The organism is Luteimonas notoginsengisoli (assembly GCF_042648885.1).
GTDB lineage: Bacteria > Pseudomonadota > Gammaproteobacteria > Xanthomonadales > Xanthomonadaceae > Luteimonas > Luteimonas notoginsengisoli.
Map to the genome: position 1 here is coordinate 1 of NZ_JBHRYF010000010.1, position 17,291 is coordinate 17,291.

Consider the following 17,291-nt stretch of genomic DNA (forward strand, 5'->3'; position numbering starts at 1 on the left):
GATCTCGATTTCGTCGCCCACCTTGATGATCCCGCGCTCGATGCGCCCGGTCACCACCGTGCCGCGACCCGAGATCGAGAACACGTCCTCGACCGGCATCAGGAACGGCTTGTCGATGTCGCGCTCCGGCTCCGGGATCCACGTGTCCAGCGCTTCCACCAGCTGCACGATCGACGGCACGCCGATCTCCGACTGGTCGCCTTCCAGCGCCTTGAGCGCCGAACCCTTGATGATCGGCGTGTCGTCGCCCGGGAACTCGTACTTCGACAGAAGCTCGCGCACTTCCATCTCCACCAGCTCCATCAGCTCGGCGTCGTCCACCATGTCCGCCTTGTTCAGGTAGACCACGATGTACGGCACGCCGACCTGGCGCGCCAGCAGGATGTGCTCGCGCGTCTGCGGCATCGGGCCGTCGGCCGCCGAGCACACCAGGATCGCGCCGTCCATCTGCGCCGCACCGGTGATCATGTTCTTCACGTAGTCGGCGTGCCCCGGGCAGTCGACGTGCGCGTAGTGGCGGTTCGGGCTCTCGTATTCCACGTGCGCCGTCGAAATCGTGATGCCGCGCGCCCGCTCTTCCGGCGCCGCGTCGATCGCGTCATAGGCCTTGAACTCGCCGCCAAACCGTTCCGCGCCAATCTTCGTCAGCGCCGCCGTCAGCGTCGTCTTCCCGTGGTCCACGTGACCGATCGTGCCCACGTTCACGTGGGGCTTGGTGCGCTCGAACTTACCCTTGGCCATTGGTCTGAACTCCGTGATTCGTAATTGGTGGTTGGTGGTTCACCGGAAACGGGATTCGCACCTGCCAGGCGCGAATCCCGAACCTTGGATCAACCTTTCTTGGTGACCGTCTCGGCGATGTTGGCCGGGGCTTCCGCGTAGTGGTCGAATTCCATCGTGAACGTGGCGCGGCCCTGCGACATGGAGCGCAGGCTGGTTGCGTACCCGAACATCTCGCCCAGCGGCAGCATCGCATTGATGATCTTGCCCGACGGGCTGTCGTCCTGACCCTGCAGGATGCCGCGACGACGGCTGACATCGCCCATCACGTCGCCGAGATAATCCTCGGGGGTGACGATCTCGACCTTCATGATCGGCTCGAGCAGCACCGGGCTGGCCTTGCCGAAGCCTTCCTTGAAACCCATCGAGCCGGCGATCTTGAACGCCATTTCCGACGAGTCGACCTCGTGGTACGAACCGTCGTACAGCTTCACCTTGACGTCGACGATCGGGTAGCCCGCGAGGATGCCGTTGGCAACCGCTTCCTGGATGCCCTTGTCGACCGCCGGGATGTATTCCTTCGGCACGACGCCACCAACGATCGCGTTCTCGAACTCGTAGCCCTTGCCCTGCTCGTTCGGCGAGATCTCCAGCCAGACGTGGCCGAACTGGCCCTTGCCGCCCGACTGCCGCACGAACTTGCCTTCCGACTTGACCGTCTTGCGGATGGTTTCGCGATAGGCGACCTGCGGCTTGCCGACGTTGGCTTCGACGTTGAACTCGCGCTTCATGCGGTCGACCAGGATGTCCAGGTGCAGCTCGCCCATGCCGGCGATGATGGTCTGGCCCGATTCCTCGTCGGTGCGCACGCGGAAGGACGGATCCTCCTGCGCCAGGCGACCGAGCGCGATGCCCATCTTCTCCTGGTCGGACTTGGTCTTCGGCTCGACCGCCATCGAGATGACGGGCTCCGGGAAGGTCATCCGCTCGAGCGTGATGATGTGGTCCTGCGCGCACAGCGTGTCGCCGGTGGTCACGTCCTTCAGGCCCACCGCCGCGGCGATGTCGCCCGCGCGCACTTCCTTGATCTCGTTGCGGTCGTTGGAGTGCATCTGCAGGATGCGGCCCACGCGTTCCTTCTTCGACTTGACCGGGTTGTACACCTGGTCGCCGGAGTTGAGCACGCCCGAGTAGACGCGGAAGAAGGTCAGCGACCCCACGAACGGGTCGGTCATGATCTTGAACGCGAGCGCCGAGAACGGCTCGGTGTCCAGGGCCTTGCGGCTGTCTTCCTTCTCGTCGTCGTCGATGCCCTGCACCGGCGGACGATCGGTCGGCGACGGCAGCAGGTGCACCACGCCGTCGAGCATGGCCTGCACGCCCTTGTTCTTGAACGCGGTGCCGCAGAAGACCGGCACGATCTCGACTTTCAGCGTGCGCTCGCGCAGGCCGGCCAGGATCTCGTCCTCGGTCAGCTCGCCGCCTTCCAGGTACTTGTCCATCAGCGCTTCGTTGGCTTCGGCTGCGGCCTCGACCATGAACGAGCGCGCAGCCGTCGCCTTTTCCAGCAGCTCGGCCGGGATCTCGCCATATTCGAACACGGTGCCCTGGGACGCGGTGTCCCAGTGGATGCGCTTCATCTTGACCAGGTCGATGACGCCGTCAAAACCGTCTTCGGCGCCCACCGGCACCTGCATCGGCACGGCGTACGCGCCCAGGCGCGACTTCAGCTGTTCCACGACCTTGTCGAAGTTGGCGCCGGTGCGGTCCATTTTGTTGACGAACGCCATGCGCGGCACTTTGTACTTGTTGGCCTGGCGCCACACGGTCTCGGACTGCGGCTGCACGCCGCCGACCGCGCACAGCACGAACACGGCGCCGTCGAGCACGCGCAAGGAGCGCTCGACCTCGATCGTGAAGTCGACGTGCCCGGGGGTGTCGATGATGTTGAAGCGATGCTGCGGCATCGACTTGTCCATGCCGGTCCAGAACGCGGTGGTCGCGGCGGACGTGATCGTGATGCCACGCTCCTGCTCCTGCTCCATCCAGTCCATGGTGGCGGCGCCATCGTGCACTTCACCGATCTTGTGGCTGACGCCGGTGTAGAACAGGATGCGCTCGGACGTGGTGGTCTTGCCGGCATCGATGTGGGCCATGATGCCGAAGTTGCGATAACGGTCGATGGGAGTGGTGCGCGCCACGGCGATTCTCGTAATGATTGCCCGTTGAACCAGGGCCGGAAATGGCCGGACGCCGCCTTGCGGCGGCTTCCGGATTCGTCGTGCGAACCGGAGCGGTACCGGATCGCGGATCGGCGTCCGCGCGCGATGCGCAGCGGGCGCCGGAGCAGGCGCCGTTGCCGGCACCCAGCGGCACACTCCGTGCGCCGCCTTCAGCTATCTCACCAGCGGTAGTGCGCGAACGCCTTGTTCGCTTCCGCCATGCGGTGGGTTTCTTCGCGCTTCTTGATGGCGCCGCCGCGGTTCTCGGAGGCATCGATCAGTTCGGCGGCCAGCTTGCGCGGCATCGTGTTTTCGCCGCGCTTGCGGGCGGAATCGATCAGCCAGCGCATGGCCAGCGCCATGCGGCGCGACTGGCGCACTTCGACCGGCACCTGGTACGTGGCACCGCCGACGCGGCGGGACTTCACCTCGACCGACGGGGAGATGTTGCCCAGCGCCTTCTCGACGACCTCGAGCGGATTCGGGTTCTTCTCGCCGATCACGTCCATGGCGCCGTAGACGATCTTCTCGGCCACCGACTTCTTGCCGCTGTACATGACCATGTTGATGAAGCGGGCAATGGTTTCGCTGCCGTGCTTCGGGTCGGGCAGCACCGAACGCTGCGGGGTATTTCCTTTACGCGACATAGCTGTGTTCGCCTATCTCAAATGCTTTGGTTGAAAGTGCGGCCATGGTGGCCGCCCTAGCCTTTCCGGATTGCCCGGACGGATCAGCTCTTCGGACGCTTGGCGCCGTACTTGGAGCGGCTCTTGCGACGCTTGGTCACGCCGGCGGCGTCGAGCGAGCCGCGAACGGTGTGGTAGCGCACGCCGGGCAGGTCCTTGACGCGACCGCCGCGGATCAGCACCACGGAGTGCTCCTGCAGGTTGTGGCCTTCGCCACCGATGTACGAGATGACCTCGTAACCGTTGGTCAGGCGCACCTTGGCGACCTTGCGCAGGGCCGAGTTCGGCTTCTTCGGGGTCGTGGTGTAAACGCGGGTGCAAACCCCGCGACGCTGCGGGCAGTTCGCCAGCGCGGGCGAATTGCTCTTGTAGGTCTCGGGATTGCGCGCCTTGCGCACCAGCTGGTTGATCGTTGCCATCGGTCTCGGGTCTGTGTACGGGCCGCAGCCCTGTCGTGAAAACGAAGGCAGGCGGAGTGACCCAGCCTGCCAGACGGAAAAGTATAGCTGGCGCGGACGCCTAGCGTCAACGCAAGCCGGACCGGCCCGGGCCATCCATCCGGAGGGATGGCGGCCTGGGCCTGCGTCGAAGATCCCGCCCTTCCTGGGCCGAACACGAGGCGCGTCCGTGGCGCCTCATTTCGTGATCTGGCGGACCCCGGAGGGTCCGGCGACCCCATGTAGGGGGTCGCCACTAGCGGTGTATCAGGTGTTGTCGGTCGCTTCGTCGGCCATGACCTCGCCGACTTCCGTCGGCGCTTCGCCGGCGATCGTGCCGGACAGTGCATCCATCTCGGAGTCGGTCAGGCCGGAGGCGTTCTTGCGGCGCTGGGTATGGTACGCCAGACCGGTGCCGGCGGGAATCAGGCGACCGACGATCACGTTCTCCTTCAGGCCGCGCAGGCCGTCGCGGGTACCGCGCACGGCGGCCTCGGTCAGGACGCGGGTGGTTTCCTGGAACGATGCCGCGGAGATGAACGACTCGGTCGCCAGCGAGGCCTTGGTGATGCCCAGCAGGACCGGCTCGAACTTCGCCGGCAGTTCGCCCTTGGCTTCGAGCTTGACGTTGTCCTCCAGCACGCGCTGGCGCTCGGCCTGCTCGCCGTGCAGGAAGCGGCTGTCGCCCTGGTCGGTGATCTCGACCTTGCGCAGCATCTGGCGAACGATCACCTCGATGTGCTTGTCGTTGATCTTCACGCCCTGCAGGCGGTAGACGTCCTGGATTTCCTTGGTCAGGTACACGGCCAGCGGCTCCACGCCGAGCAGGCGCAGGATGTCCTGCGGGCTCGGTTCGCCGTCCACCACGGTCTCGCCCTTCTCCACGTGCTCGCCTTCGAACACGATGATCTGGCGGTACTTCGGGATCAGCTCCTCGTGTTCCTCGCCATCGGGTCCCTTGATGATCAGCCGCTGCTTGCCCTTGGTGTCCTTGCCGAAGCTGACCACGCCGGAGCGTTCGGCCAGGATCGCCTGGTCCTTCGGCTTGCGGGCTTCGAACAGGTCGGCCACGCGCGGCAGGCCGCCGGTGATGTCGCGGGTCTTGGAGGCTTCCTGCGGCACCTTGGTGACCACGTCGCCGACGCCGACCGGGGCACCATCCTGCAGGTTGACGATCGAGCGCGGCGGCAGCAGGTACTGCGCCGGCAGGTCGGTCCCGGGGATGGAAAGATCCTCGCCCTTCTTGTCGACGATGCGCACGATCGGGCGCAGATCCTTGCCCTGCGAGCCGCGACGCTTGGGATCGGTGATCTCGCGCGAAGCAAGACCGGTCAGTTCGTCGGTCTTCTCGATCACCGTCACGCCGTCGATGAAGTCGACGAACCGGATGAAGCCCGCGACTTCCGACACGATCGGATGGTTATGCGGATCCCAATGCGCGACCGACTGACCGGCCTTGACCGCGTCGCCGTCCTTGACGTCGATGGTGGCACCGTAAGGCAGCTTGTAGCGCTCGCGCTCGCGACCGTGGGCGTCGAGCACCGACAGTTCGCCCGAACGCGACACCGCGACCAAGTGGCCGTTGGCGTGCGAGACGGTCTTGAGGTTGTTGAACTTGATCGAACCGGTGGTCTTGACCGTCACGTTGTCGATGGCCGCCGCACGCGACGCCGCGCCACCGATGTGGAACGTACGCATGGTCAGCTGCGTGCCCGGCTCGCCGATCGACTGCGCGGCGACCACGCCCACGGCTTCGCCGTGGTTGACGATGTGGCCACGGCCCAGGTCGCGGCCGTAGCAGAACGCGCACACGCCGAACGAGGATTCGCAGGTGATCGTCGAACGCACCTTGATCGACTGCACGCCGGCGTCCTCGAGCTTGCGCACCCAGGCCTCGTCGAGCAGCGTGTTGCGGGTGACGATCGGATCGTCGTCCTCGCCAGGCACGAACACGTCCTCGGCCACCATGCGGCCCAGCACGCGGTCGCGCAGCGGCTCGACCACGTCACCGCCTTCGACGATCGGGGCCATGGTCAGGCCGGCGAGCGTGCCGCAGTCGTCGCCGGTGATCACGACGTCCTGCGCCACGTCGACCAGGCGACGGGTCAGGTAGCCGGAGTTCGCTGTCTTCAACGCGGTATCGGCCAGGCCCTTTCGCGCGCCGTGGGTCGAGATGAAGTACTGCAGGACGTTGAGGCCTTCACGGAAGTTCGCGGTGATCGGCGTTTCGATGATCGAGCCGTCCGGACGCGCCATCAGGCCACGCATGCCGGCCAGCTGGCGGATCTGCGCCTGCGAACCACGGGCGCCGGAGTCGGCCATGATGTAGACCGAGTTCATCGACTTCTGCGCGACCTGCTCGCCCTTGGCGTTGGTCACCATCTCGGTGCCGATGGTCTTCATCATTTCCTGGGCCACGCGCTCGTTGGTGCGCGACCAGATGTCGACCACCTTGTTGTAGCGCTCGCCGGCGGTGACCAGGCCCGATTGGTACTGCTGCTGGATCTCCACGACCTCGGCCTCGGCCTCGTCGAGGATGCCCTTTTTGGTGTCGGGGATGATCATGTCGTCGATGCCGATCGAGACGCCGGCGCGCGTGGCGTACGCGAAGCCGGTGTACATCAGCTGGTCGGCGAACACGACCGTGTCCTTCAGGCCCAGCAGGCGGTAGCAGGAGTTGATCAGGCGGCTGATGTTCTTCTTGGTCAGCTCGGTATTGGCCAGCGCGAACGGCAGGCCGTCGGGCAGGATCTCGACCAGCAGCGCGCGACCGACCGTGGTGTCCACGATCGAGGTCTTCTTCTGCTTGTTGCCGTCTTCGTCGGTCACGGTCTCGGTGATGCGCACCTTGACCTTGGCGTGCAGGCCGGCGGCCTTGTTGTCGAACGCGCGCTTCACCTCGGCGACGTTGGCGAACACCATGCCTTCGCCGTTGGTGTTCTCGAGCGCACGGGTCATGTAGTACAGACCCAGCACGACGTCCTGCGACGGCACGATGATCGGTTCGCCGTTGGCCGGCGACAGGATGTTGTTGGACGCCATCATCAGCGCGCGCGCTTCCAGCTGGGCCTCGAGGCTCAGCGGCACGTGCACGGCCATCTGGTCACCGTCGAAGTCGGCGTTGAACGCGGTGCAGACCAGCGGGTGCAGCTGGATGGCCTTGCCCTCGATCAGCACCGGCTCGAACGCCTGGATGCCGAGGCGATGCAGGGTCGGGGCGCGGTTGAGCAGCACCGGATGTTCGCGGATGACCTCTTCCAGGATGTCCCAGACTTCGGCTTCCTCGCGCTCGACGAGCTTCTTGGCGGCCTTGATGGTGGTCGCCAGGCCGCGGCGCTGCAGCTTGGCGAAGATGAAGGGCTTGAACAGCTCCAGCGCCATCTTCTTCGGCAGGCCGCACTCGTGCAGGCGCAGGGTGGGACCGACCACGATGACCGAACGGCCCGAGTAGTCGACGCGCTTGCCGAGCAGGTTCTGGCGGAACCGGCCCTGCTTGCCCTTGATCATGTCGGCCAGCGACTTGAGCGGGCGCTTGTTGGTGCCGGTGATGGCGCGGCCGCGGCGGCCGTTGTCCATCAGCGCGTCCACCGACTCCTGCAGCATGCGCTTTTCATTGCGCACGATGATGTCCGGCGCGTTGAGCTCGAGCAGGCGGCGCAGGCGGTTGTTGCGGTTGATGACGCGGCGGTACAGGTCGTTGAGGTCGGAGGTCGCGAAGCGGCCACCGTCCAGCGGCACCAGCGGGCGCAGGTCCGGCGGCAGCACCGGCAGCACGGTCATGACCATCCACTCGGGGCGGTTGCCCGACTCGAGGAAGGCTTCGACCAGCTTGATGCGCTTGGTCAGCCGCTTGAGCTTGGTCTCCGAGCCGGTGGCGGCGATTTCTTCCCTCAGGTGCACCATCTCGGCCTGCAGGTCGATCGTGCGCAGCAGGTCGAACACGGCCTCGGCGCCCATCGCGGCGTCGAAGTCGTCGCCGTGTTCCTGGCGCATCTGCATGAACTGCTCTTCGTTGAGCAGCTGGCCGCGCTCCATCGGGGTCAGGCCCGGCTCGGTGACGACGAACGCCTCGAAGTACAGGATCCGCTCGATGTCGCGCAGGGTCATGTCCAGCATCAGGCCGATGCGCGACGGCAGCGACTTGAGGAACCAGATGTGCGCGACCGGCGAGGCCAGGTCGATGTGGCCCATGCGCTCGCGGCGCACCTTGGCCAGTGTGACCTCGGTGCCGCACTTCTCGCACACGACGCCACGGTGCTTCATGCGCTTGTACTTGCCGCACAGGCACTCGTAGTCCTTGATCGGACCGAAGATCGCCGCGCAGAACAGGCCGTCGCGCTCGGGCTTGAAGGTGCGGTAGTTGATGGTCTCGGGCTTCTTCACTTCGCCGTAGGACCACGAACGGATCAGGTCCGGCGAGGCCAGCGCGATCTTGATCGCGTCGAAGTCGAGCGCCGGGCGCTGCTGGTTGAACAGGTTCAGAAGGTCTTTCATGTTTGACTCCGGGATTCGGGATACGAGGTTCGGGGTTGGCTACAGCGGGAACCCGGCGATGCCGGATCCCCCTCCTTCGTTCCTCAGTTCTCCTCGAGCTCCATGTTGATGGCCAGCGAGCGGATTTCCTTGACCAGCACGTTGAACGATTCGGGCATGCCCGCGACCATTTCGTGCTCGCCGTCGACGATGTTCTTGTACATCTGGTTGCGGCCCTGCACGTCGTCGGACTTCACCGTCAGCATTTCCTGCAGGGTGTAGGCCGCGCCGTAGGCTTCCAGGGCCCAGACTTCCATCTCGCCGAAGCGCTGGCCGCCGAACTGCGCCTTGCCGCCCAACGGCTGCTGGGTGACCAGCGAGTACGGGCCGGTGGAACGCGCATGCATCTTGTCGTCGACCAGGTGGTTGAGCTTGAGCATGTGCATGTAGCCCACCGTGACCTTGCGCTCGAACGGTTCGCCGGTGCGGCCGTCGTAGAGCTGGGTCTGGCCGCTGGTCGGCAGTTCGGCGAGTTCGAGCATCTTCTTGATCTCGAGCTCGGTCGCACCGTCGAACACCGGGGTAGCCATCGGCACGCCGTCGGTCAGGTTGTGCGCGAGCGTCAGCAGCTCCTCGTCCGAGAACTGCTTCAGGTCGACGCGCTGGCCGTGCAGCTTGTTGTCGTGGTTGTAGATCTGGTCGAGGAAGCCGCGCAGCTCGGCCACCTTGGCCTGCGCCTGCAGCATGCGGTCGATCTTCTGGCCCAGACCCTTCGCGGCCCAGCCCAGGTGCACCTCGAGGATCTGGCCGATGTTCATTCGGCTCGGCACGCCCAGCGGGTTGAGCACGATGTCCACGGTCTCGCCGTTGGCCATGTGCGGCATGTCCTGCACCGGCACGATGGTCGACACCACGCCCTTGTTGCCGTGGCGGCCGGCCATCTTGTCGCCCGGCTGGATGCGGCGCTTCACCGCCAGGTACACCTTCACCATCTTCAACACGCCCGGGGCAAGGTCGTCGCCCTGGGTGATCTTGCCGCGCTTGTCCTGGAAGCGGCGCTCGAACTCCTTCTGGTGCGCCTCGATCTGCTTGGCGGCGCGTTCGATCGCGTCGGACGCATCCTCGTCCTTCATCCGCAGGTTGAACCACTCCTTCTTCGGCAGGCCGTCGAGCACGAGGCTGCTGACCGTCTCGCCCTTCTTCAGGCCGGCGCCACCATTGGCCACCTTGCCCAGCAGTTGCGAACGCAGGCGCGCGTAGATGGCGCTCTCGAGGATGCGGAACTGGTCGTCGAAGTCCTTCTTGACGTGCTTGATCTCGCTCTCTTCGATCTGCTTGGCGCGCTTGTCCTTCTCGATGCCGTCGCGGGTGAAGACCTGCACGTCGATGACCACGCCGTCCATGCCGGGCGGCACGCGCAGCGAGCTGTCCTTCACGTCGGACGCCTTCTCGCCGAAGATCGCGCGCAACAGCTTCTCTTCCGGAGTCAGCTGGCTCTCGCCCTTGGGCGTGACCTTGCCGACCAGGATGTCGCCGGCGCGCACTTCGGCGCCGATGTACACCACGCCGGACTCGTCGAGGCGGTTCAATGCCTGCTCCGAGACGTTCGGGATGTCGGCCGAGATCTCCTCCGGCCCGAGCTTGGTGTCACGCGCCTGGACGGTGAGTTCCTCGATGTGGATCGTGGTGTAGCGATCCTCCATCACCACCCGCTCGGAGAGCAGGATCGAGTCCTCGAAGTTGTAGCCGTTCCACGGCATGAACGCGACCAGCATGTTCTGGCCCAGCGCCAGCTCGCCGATGTCGGTCGACGGGCCGTCGGCCAGCACGTCGCCGCGCGCGACCACGTCGCCCACGTTGACCAGCGGGGTCTGGTTGATGCAGGTATTCTGGTTGGAGCGCGTGTACTTGATCAGGTTGTAGATGTCGACGCCGGCATCGTGCTCGCCGGAGATCTCGTCCTCGTTGGCCTTGACCACGATGCGGCCGGCGTCAATCTGTTCGATCACGCCGCCGCGGCGCGCGTTCACCGTCACGCCCGAGTCGCGCGCCACGGCGCGCTCGATGCCGGTACCGACCAGCGGCTTCTGCGAACGCAGCGTCGGCACGGCCTGGCGTTGCATGTTGGCGCCCATCAGCGCGCGGTTGGCGTCGTCGTGCTCCAGGAACGGCACCAGCGCCGCGGCGACCGACACGGTCTGCATCGGCGAGACGTCCATGAAGTCCACCTCAGACGGCGGCTTGAGCAGCGACTCGCCCTGGTAGCGGCAGTCGACGAACTGGGCGTTCATGACACCCTTGTCGTCCTGCGGCGCGTTGGCCTGGGCGATGACGTACTCGTTCTCCTCGATCGCCGACAGGTACTCGATCTCGTCGGTGACCTTGCTGTCCACGACCTTGCGGTACGGGGTCTCGAGGAAGCCGTAGCCGTTGGTACGCGCGAACACGGCCAGCGAGTTGATCAGGCCGATGTTCGGGCCTTCCGGCGTCTCGATGGTGCAGACGCGGCCGTAATGGGTCGGATGCACGTCGCGCACCTCGAAGCCGGCACGCTCGCGGGTCAGGCCGCCCGGGCCAAGCGCGGAGACGCGGCGCTTGTGGGTGACTTCCGACAGCGGGTTGTTCTGGTCCATGAACTGCGACAGCTGCGACGAACCGAAGAACTCCTTCACCGCCGCCGCGACCGGCTTGGCGTTGATGAGTTCCTGCGGCGTCAGGCCATCGGCCTCCGCCATGGTCAGGCGCTCGCGCACGGCGCGCTCGACGCGCACCAGGCCAACGCGGAACACGTTCTCGGCCATTTCGCCGACGCTGCGCACGCGGCGGTTGCCGAGGTGGTCGATGTCGTCGACGGTGCCGCGGCCGTTGCGGATCTCGGTCAGCACCTTGATCACGTCGAGGATGTCGGACATGTCGCCGTATTCCTCGCGCATCCGCGCCGAATCCTCGTCCTTGCGCTCGGCGAAGTAGCGCGCGTCGTACAGGATCGGGGCGCCGGTGACTTCCTTGCGGCCGATGCGGCGGTTGAACTTCATCCGGCCGACGGTCGACAGGTCGTAGCGTTCGAAGGTGAAGAACAGGTTGTGGAACAGGTTCTGCGCGGCATCCTTGGTCGGCGGCTCGCCGGGACGCATCATGCGATAGATCTCGACCAGCGCTTCGAGCTGGGTCTTGGTGCTGTCGATGCGCAGGGTGTTGGACAAGTAGGCGCCGCGGTCCAGGTCGTTGACCCAGATCGTGCCGATGCCCTCGATGCCCGCCTTGCGGAACTTCTCCAGCGTTTCCTCGGTGATCTCGTCGTTGGCGGTGGCCAGCAGTTCGCCGGTCTCGGCCTCGATCACGTCGTGCGACAGGATGCGGCCGATCAGGTAGCTGTCCGGCACCGCCAGCGCGGCGATGCCCGAATCGGCGAGCTGCTTGACGTGGCGCGCGGTGACGCGCTTGCCGGCCTCGACGATGACGTGGTCACCATCGGCCAGGTCGAAGTCCAGGGTCTCGCCGCGCAGGCGCTCGGGCACCAGCGCCAGCTGCACGCCTTCGGTCGGGTCGATATGGAAGGTGTTGATCTCGAAGAACTCGTTCAACATCTCTTCGTTGTTGTAGCCCAGCGCGCGCAGCAGCACGCTGACCGGCAGCTTGCGGCGGCGGTCGATGCGGGTGAACAGCGCGTCCTTCGGGTCGAACTCGAAGTCCAGCCAGGAGCCGCGATACGGAATGATGCGGGCGCTGTACAGCAGCTTGCCCGACGAATGGGTCTTGCCGCGATCGTGGTCGAAGAACACGCCCGGCGAGCGATGCAGCTGCGAGACGATGACGCGCTCGGTGCCGTTGACGATGAAGGTGCCGTTCTCGGTCATGAGCGGGATCTCGCCCATGTAGACCTCCTGCTCCTTCACGTACTTGATCGCCTTGCTCGACGACTCGCGGTCGTAGATCACCAGGCGCACGGTCACGCGCAGCGGGGCGCCGTAGCTCATGCCGCGCTGGCGGCACTCGCGCTCATCGAACACCGGGTCGCCGAGCTTGTAGCCGACGTATTCGAGGGCGGCGTAGCCGTTGTAGCTGACGATCGGGAACACCGACTTGAGCGCGGCGTGCAGGCCACGATCGGCGCGCTTGGCCGGATCGACATTGGTCTGCAGGAACTCGCGGTAGGAGTCGACCTGGATGGCGAGAAGGAACGGCACTTCGAGGATGGAACCGCGCTTGCCGAAGTCCTTGCGGATGCGCTTCTTCTCGGTGAACGAATAGTTCGACTGGTGCGAGGATGTCGTCATGGGGAGCAACCACCTGTGGTCATCTGCGGGCCGCGCGTCCGCGGCCCTGGTTGAACCGGCAATGCCGGTCCGGGGGAAAATCGCCAGTGGGAAGTCGCTGGTATTGCCGGCACCAGCACGCCTTCTCCCGCTACTTCCGACTGTCGACTCGATTGGGCGCCGCGATTGGCGATTGGGAATCCGTGGCGCGTGGAAGCAGGCCGCTCCGCGCGCTCGAACCACCGATCACGAATCACCAATCACGGCCTTCGCAACAACGGCCAAAGGCCGGGGGCTTTCGCCCCCGGCCCTGGTGGTCGCCTCGAAACGCAGGCGACGCGACAACGCTTACTTGACTTCGACCGTGGCGCCGGCGGCTTCCAGGTCCTTCTTGAACTTGGCGGCGTCGTCCTTCGACACGGCTTCCTTGATCGTGCCACCAGCTTCGGTCAGGTCCTTGGCTTCCTTCAGGCCCAGGCCGGTGATCGCGCGGACCACCTTGATGACCTCGACCTTCTTGTCGCCAGCCGACTTCAGCGTGACGTTGAACTCGGTCTGCTCTTCGGCCGGGGCGGCAGCGCCGGCAGCCGGGCCAGCGGCAACGGCCACCGGGGCGGCGGCGGAAACGCCGAACTTCTCTTCCATCGCCTTGACCAGCTCCATCACCTCGACGAGGGTCTTGCTGCTGATCGCTTCGATGATCTGCTCGTTGGAAAGGGACATCGTAATTACCTCTGTTATCTAAGTTGGAAACAGCTATCGAATTGGAAACTCGTAAACCGAACTGATCGCGGATCGCGCCCGAAGGCGCTGTCCTGCGTGGGTCAGGCTGCCTTCTGCTGGCCGACCGCGTTGGTCACGCGGGCAACCTGTACGGCCGGCTCGGAGAGCAGGCGCACCAGCATGGTGGCGGGCTGGACCATGACGCTGAGCAGCATCGACAACGCCTGGTCGCGGGTCGGCAGCGACGCCAGGACATCCACATGGGAGCCCGGGTACATCTGCCCGCCCAACGAAACGAGGCGCGGCTTCAGCTTGTCGTTCGCCTTGGCGAACTCCTTGATCAGACGTCCGGCGGCACCGGGGTCTTCCTGCGAGAAGGCGTACAGCAAAGGTCCGGTCAGCGCGTCCTTGACGACGGCGTAATCGGTGTTCTCCACTGCGCGCGAGACGAGCGTGTTCTTGGCAACTTTCAAGAACACGCCTTCCTGGCGCGCCTTCTTGCGCATGTCGGTCAGCTGGGCGACCGTCAAACCCACGTACTCCGCGGCGACCAGCGAGTGCGCGGAACCCGCGACCTCGGCCAGTTCGGCAACGACTTCCTGCTTCTGGGTCAGATTGAGAGCCATTGCACTCCTCCGTATTGCATTTCCGTCTTCTCGCATCCGCTCGAAGACGGGCCATGAGCCGCATCGATCCATCGACGCGGGGAACGCCAGGTGGCGTTCCGGGTGGTGGCCGTTTCCAAAAGATCGGTACAACGATGATCCTGGAGGGTCGGCAACCATCTGCGCAGGCCCTTTCCCGCGTTCGCGGTCCGGGATTAAGCGGTCTGCGCTGGCAACGACGGCGAATCCATGCCAATCGAGCTTCCCTGCCCGTCGTCGCTACCGCACAGGCCGCGCCTGCGGTCTTTGACGGCCCCGCGCCAGGTCGAAACCCTGCGCGATGCCCTCAAATATTCCTGCTCGATGCCAGGCGCGAGCCCGGCATCTTCGAACTTCATCCCTGCAAGAACAGGGATCCGGTGACTTTGGCTTGCAAGATCATCGGCAAATCACAAGCGTTTCCCGTGCTGCGCCCGGATGACGATGACCGCCGCGCCATGCGCGGCGGGCGATCGTCACTTCAACGACAGCGACGACTGGTCGACGGCGACGCCGGGACCCATCGTCGAGCTGATCGAGATCTTCTGCAGGTAGGCGCCCTTGGCGGTGGCCGGCTTGGCCTTCACCAGGTCGACGAGCAGCGCCTGCAGGTTGTCCTTCAGCTTGTCGGCGTCGAAATCGGCCTTGCCGATGGTGCAGTGGATGATGCCGGCCTTGTCGGTGCGGTAGCGGACCTGGCCGCCCTTGGCGTTCTTGACCGCCTCGCCCGGGTTCGGCGAAACGGTGCCGACCTTCGGGTTGGGCATCAGGCCGCGCGGGCCGAGCAGCGTGCCGAGCTTGCCGACCACGCGCATCGCGTCCGGGGTGGCGATCACGACGTCATAGCTCAGGTCGCCGCCCTGCATCTTCTCTGCGAGGTCGTCCATGCCGACCGCATCGGCGCCGGCTGCCAGGGCCTCGTCGGCCTTGGCGCCCGCCGGGGCGAACACGGCAACGCGCACGCTCTTGCCGGTGCCGGCCGGCAGCACGGTGGAACCGCGCACCTGCTGGTCCGACTTCTTGGCGTCCACGCCAAGGCGCACCGCCACGTCGACGGCTTCGACGAACTTGCTCTTGCTGTTGTCCTTGACGATCTTCAGCGCTTCGTCGATCGGGTAGTTCTTGCCCGGGACGACGGCGGCCTGGATGTTCTTCTGTCGCTTGGTCTGTGCCATGGTCTCAGCCCTCCACCGTCAGGCCCATCGAACGGGCAGAGCCCGCGATGGTGCGCACTGCTGCATCCAGATCCGCCGCGGTCAGGTCGGGTTCCTTCGCCTTGGCGATCTCCTCGAGCTGCTTGCGGGTGACCTTGCCCACCTTCTCGGTGTTGGGGCGCTTGGAGCCGGACTGGATGCCCACGGCCTTCTTCAGCAGGATCGTCGCGGGCGGCGTCTTGGTGATGAAGGTGAAGGTGCGGTCCGAGTACGCGGTGATCACGGTCGGAATCGGGAGACCCGGCTCCAGCTTCTGCGTGGCGGCATTGAACGCCTTGCAGAACTCCATGATGTTCAGGCCGCGCTGGCCGAGCGCAGGACCGACCGGCGGCGACGGATTCGCCTGGCCTGCCTTGACCTGCAATTTGATGTAACCGACGACTTTCTTTGCCATTTCGACTCTCTCTCCGGGTGCAAGCGCCTGGTCAGGCTCCCCATCGGTCCGGGAAAATCACGCGTCCCGGCTTCGCGTTGTCCTCTGCGCGAAAGGCCGCCCATTCGGCGGCCAGTGCGATTGCCCGCCAGGGGGCGGGAGGGAGCCGCATACTATAGCAGCTCCCGGGGTCTCCAGCACGAGGCTGGGGATCAGGCCTTTTCGACCTGCCCGAACTCCAGCTCCACCGGGGTGGATCGGCCGAAAATCAGCACCGCCACGCGCAGGCGGCTCTTCTCGTAATTGACTTCCTCGACCACGCCATTGAAGTCGTTGAACGGGCCGTCGGTGACGCGCACCATCTGGCCGGCCTCGAACAGCACCTTCGGGCGCGGCTTTTCGACGCCTTCCTGGACCCGGTCGAGGATGGCGGCGGCCTCTTCGTCGCGGATCGGCAGGGGCTTGTCGGCGGTTCCGCCAATGAAGCCCATGACCTTCGGCGTTTCCTTGATCAGGTGCCAGCTCTCGCTGTCGATGCGCGGGATGCCGCCCTCGTCATGGGTGGCGATCTGCACCAGGACGTAGCCGGGGAAGAACTTGCGCTCGGAACGGCGTTTCTGGCCGGAGCGCATTTCCACCACTTCCTCGGTCGGCACCAGCACGTCGCCGAACCGCTCTTCCATGCCGGTGCGCACGATGCGGTCGCGCAGGGCCTGGGCAACGGACTTCTCGAAACCCGAGTAGGCGTGCACCACGTACCAGCGCCTGTTGACGTCGGCCTTGTTGTTGTCTTCGGGCGTGTTGTCTTGCGTTTCCATCGACCTGGCGACTCCTAGTTCCCGAGCAGGAGCTTGATGCCCCATTGAACGATTGCGTCGAAGCCGGCCATGATCAGGCTGATCACGACCACGACCGCAGCCACGACCCAGGTCAGCCGGGTGGCTTCCTGCCGCGTTGGCCAGACCACCTTGCGCAGCTCGAAGCGGGATTCCGACAGGAAGCCACGGGTCTCGCGACCCTTGTGGCTCAGCATGAACACCACCAGTCCCGCCACCAGCCCACCGACAACCGCGGCGATCCGCAGCGCATTGGGCCACTGGCCGTCGAACCAGTAGAAGGCGAACACGCCGCCGACCACGAGCAGCACGGCGACCGCATACATCGCGACGTCGGCCGGGGTTGCTGCCTTGGTTTGTTCGACTCGACTATTCACGAGATTCCCGAATTGCCCTGTTGGTAAGACCCGCACGCGGCAGGCGTTGCGTCCCGCGGAAAGGATCCGCGGATGGCGCGCCAGGTAGGACTCGAACCTACAACCTGCGGTTTTGGAGACCGCTGCTCTGCCAGTTGAGCTACTGACGCGTGGTATGGCCGCGACTGCGAAGCACTCTTGAAAATAGCGAAGGCGAGACGCGGATCAGACAACAATCCGCGGCCCGCCGTTCGCGATTCCGGCGGGCGGCCCGCCGGCTTGCTTACTTGATGATCTTGGCCACCACGCCGGCGCCGACCGTGCGGCCACCCTCGCGGATCGCGAAGCGCA

Annotated in this window: 13 protein-coding genes and 1 tRNA gene; all 14 read right to left on the reverse strand. The window is 65.3% G+C overall.

The annotated features are described in order from the left end of the window. The coding region (locus tag ACFOM9_RS13705) for an elongation factor Tu (protein ID WP_386711963.1) at nt 1-741 on the reverse strand (741 nt) is incomplete at its 3' end. Nucleotides 742-830: 89 nt separating this feature from the next. Beyond that, nucleotides 831-2,921, reverse strand: a complete 2,091-nt coding sequence (gene fusA / locus ACFOM9_RS13710; protein ID WP_386711966.1) for an elongation factor G — start codon at nt 2,919-2,921, stop codon at nt 831-833. Nucleotides 2,922-3,121: 200 nt separating this feature from the next. Next, on the reverse strand, nt 3,122-3,589 hold the full coding sequence (gene rpsG, locus ACFOM9_RS13715; protein WP_386711969.1) for a 30S ribosomal protein S7: 468 nt from the start codon (nt 3,587-3,589) through the stop codon (nt 3,122-3,124). Nucleotides 3,590-3,672: 83 nt separating this feature from the next. Next, nucleotides 3,673-4,047 carry a 30S ribosomal protein S12 gene (gene rpsL / locus ACFOM9_RS13720; protein ID WP_386711972.1) on the reverse strand — a complete coding sequence of 125 codons (375 nt, stop codon included), beginning with the start codon at nt 4,045-4,047 and terminating at the stop codon, nt 3,673-3,675. Between the two features lie 285 nt (nt 4,048-4,332). Further along, nucleotides 4,333-8,559, reverse strand: a complete 4,227-nt coding sequence (gene rpoC, locus ACFOM9_RS13725; RefSeq protein ID WP_386711975.1) for a DNA-directed RNA polymerase subunit beta' — start codon at nt 8,557-8,559, stop codon at nt 4,333-4,335. A gap of 83 nt (nt 8,560-8,642) precedes the next feature. Continuing rightward, nucleotides 8,643-12,815, reverse strand: a complete 4,173-nt coding sequence (gene rpoB / locus ACFOM9_RS13730) for a DNA-directed RNA polymerase subunit beta (RefSeq protein WP_386711978.1) — start codon at nt 12,813-12,815, stop codon at nt 8,643-8,645. A 327-nt stretch (nt 12,816-13,142) separates the two neighbouring features. Then, nucleotides 13,143-13,517 carry a 50S ribosomal protein L7/L12 gene (gene rplL, locus ACFOM9_RS13735; protein WP_386711981.1) on the reverse strand — a complete coding sequence of 125 codons (375 nt, stop codon included), beginning with the start codon at nt 13,515-13,517 and terminating at the stop codon, nt 13,143-13,145. 101 nt (nt 13,518-13,618) lie between these two features. Next, nucleotides 13,619-14,143, reverse strand: coding sequence for a 50S ribosomal protein L10 (rplJ, locus tag ACFOM9_RS13740; RefSeq protein WP_386711983.1), 525 nt, complete (start codon nt 14,141-14,143; stop codon nt 13,619-13,621). A gap of 494 nt (nt 14,144-14,637) precedes the next feature. Beyond that, nucleotides 14,638-15,336: a 50S ribosomal protein L1 gene (gene rplA, locus ACFOM9_RS13745; protein WP_386711986.1), complete on the reverse strand. Its 699-nt coding sequence runs from the start codon at nt 15,334-15,336 to the stop codon at nt 14,638-14,640. A gap of 4 nt (nt 15,337-15,340) precedes the next feature. After that, nucleotides 15,341-15,769, reverse strand: coding sequence for a 50S ribosomal protein L11 (gene rplK / locus ACFOM9_RS13750; protein ID WP_097121906.1), 429 nt, complete (start codon nt 15,767-15,769; stop codon nt 15,341-15,343). 191 nt (nt 15,770-15,960) lie between these two features. Then, nucleotides 15,961-16,566 (reverse strand): transcription termination/antitermination protein NusG, encoded by a 606-nt coding sequence (gene nusG / locus ACFOM9_RS13755; protein WP_386711990.1) that lies wholly within the window; start codon nt 16,564-16,566, stop codon nt 15,961-15,963. A gap of 14 nt (nt 16,567-16,580) precedes the next feature. Beyond that, nucleotides 16,581-16,961: a preprotein translocase subunit SecE gene (gene secE / locus ACFOM9_RS13760; RefSeq protein ID WP_386711992.1), complete on the reverse strand. Its 381-nt coding sequence runs from the start codon at nt 16,959-16,961 to the stop codon at nt 16,581-16,583. 73 nt (nt 16,962-17,034) lie between these two features. Next, a tRNA-Trp gene (locus tag ACFOM9_RS13765) sits at nt 17,035-17,110 on the reverse strand. A gap of 113 nt (nt 17,111-17,223) precedes the next feature. Further along, nucleotides 17,224-17,291, reverse strand: a 68-nt coding sequence (locus ACFOM9_RS13770; protein ID WP_080265453.1) for an EF-Tu C-terminal domain-related protein, incomplete at its 5' end; no start/stop codon positions are given.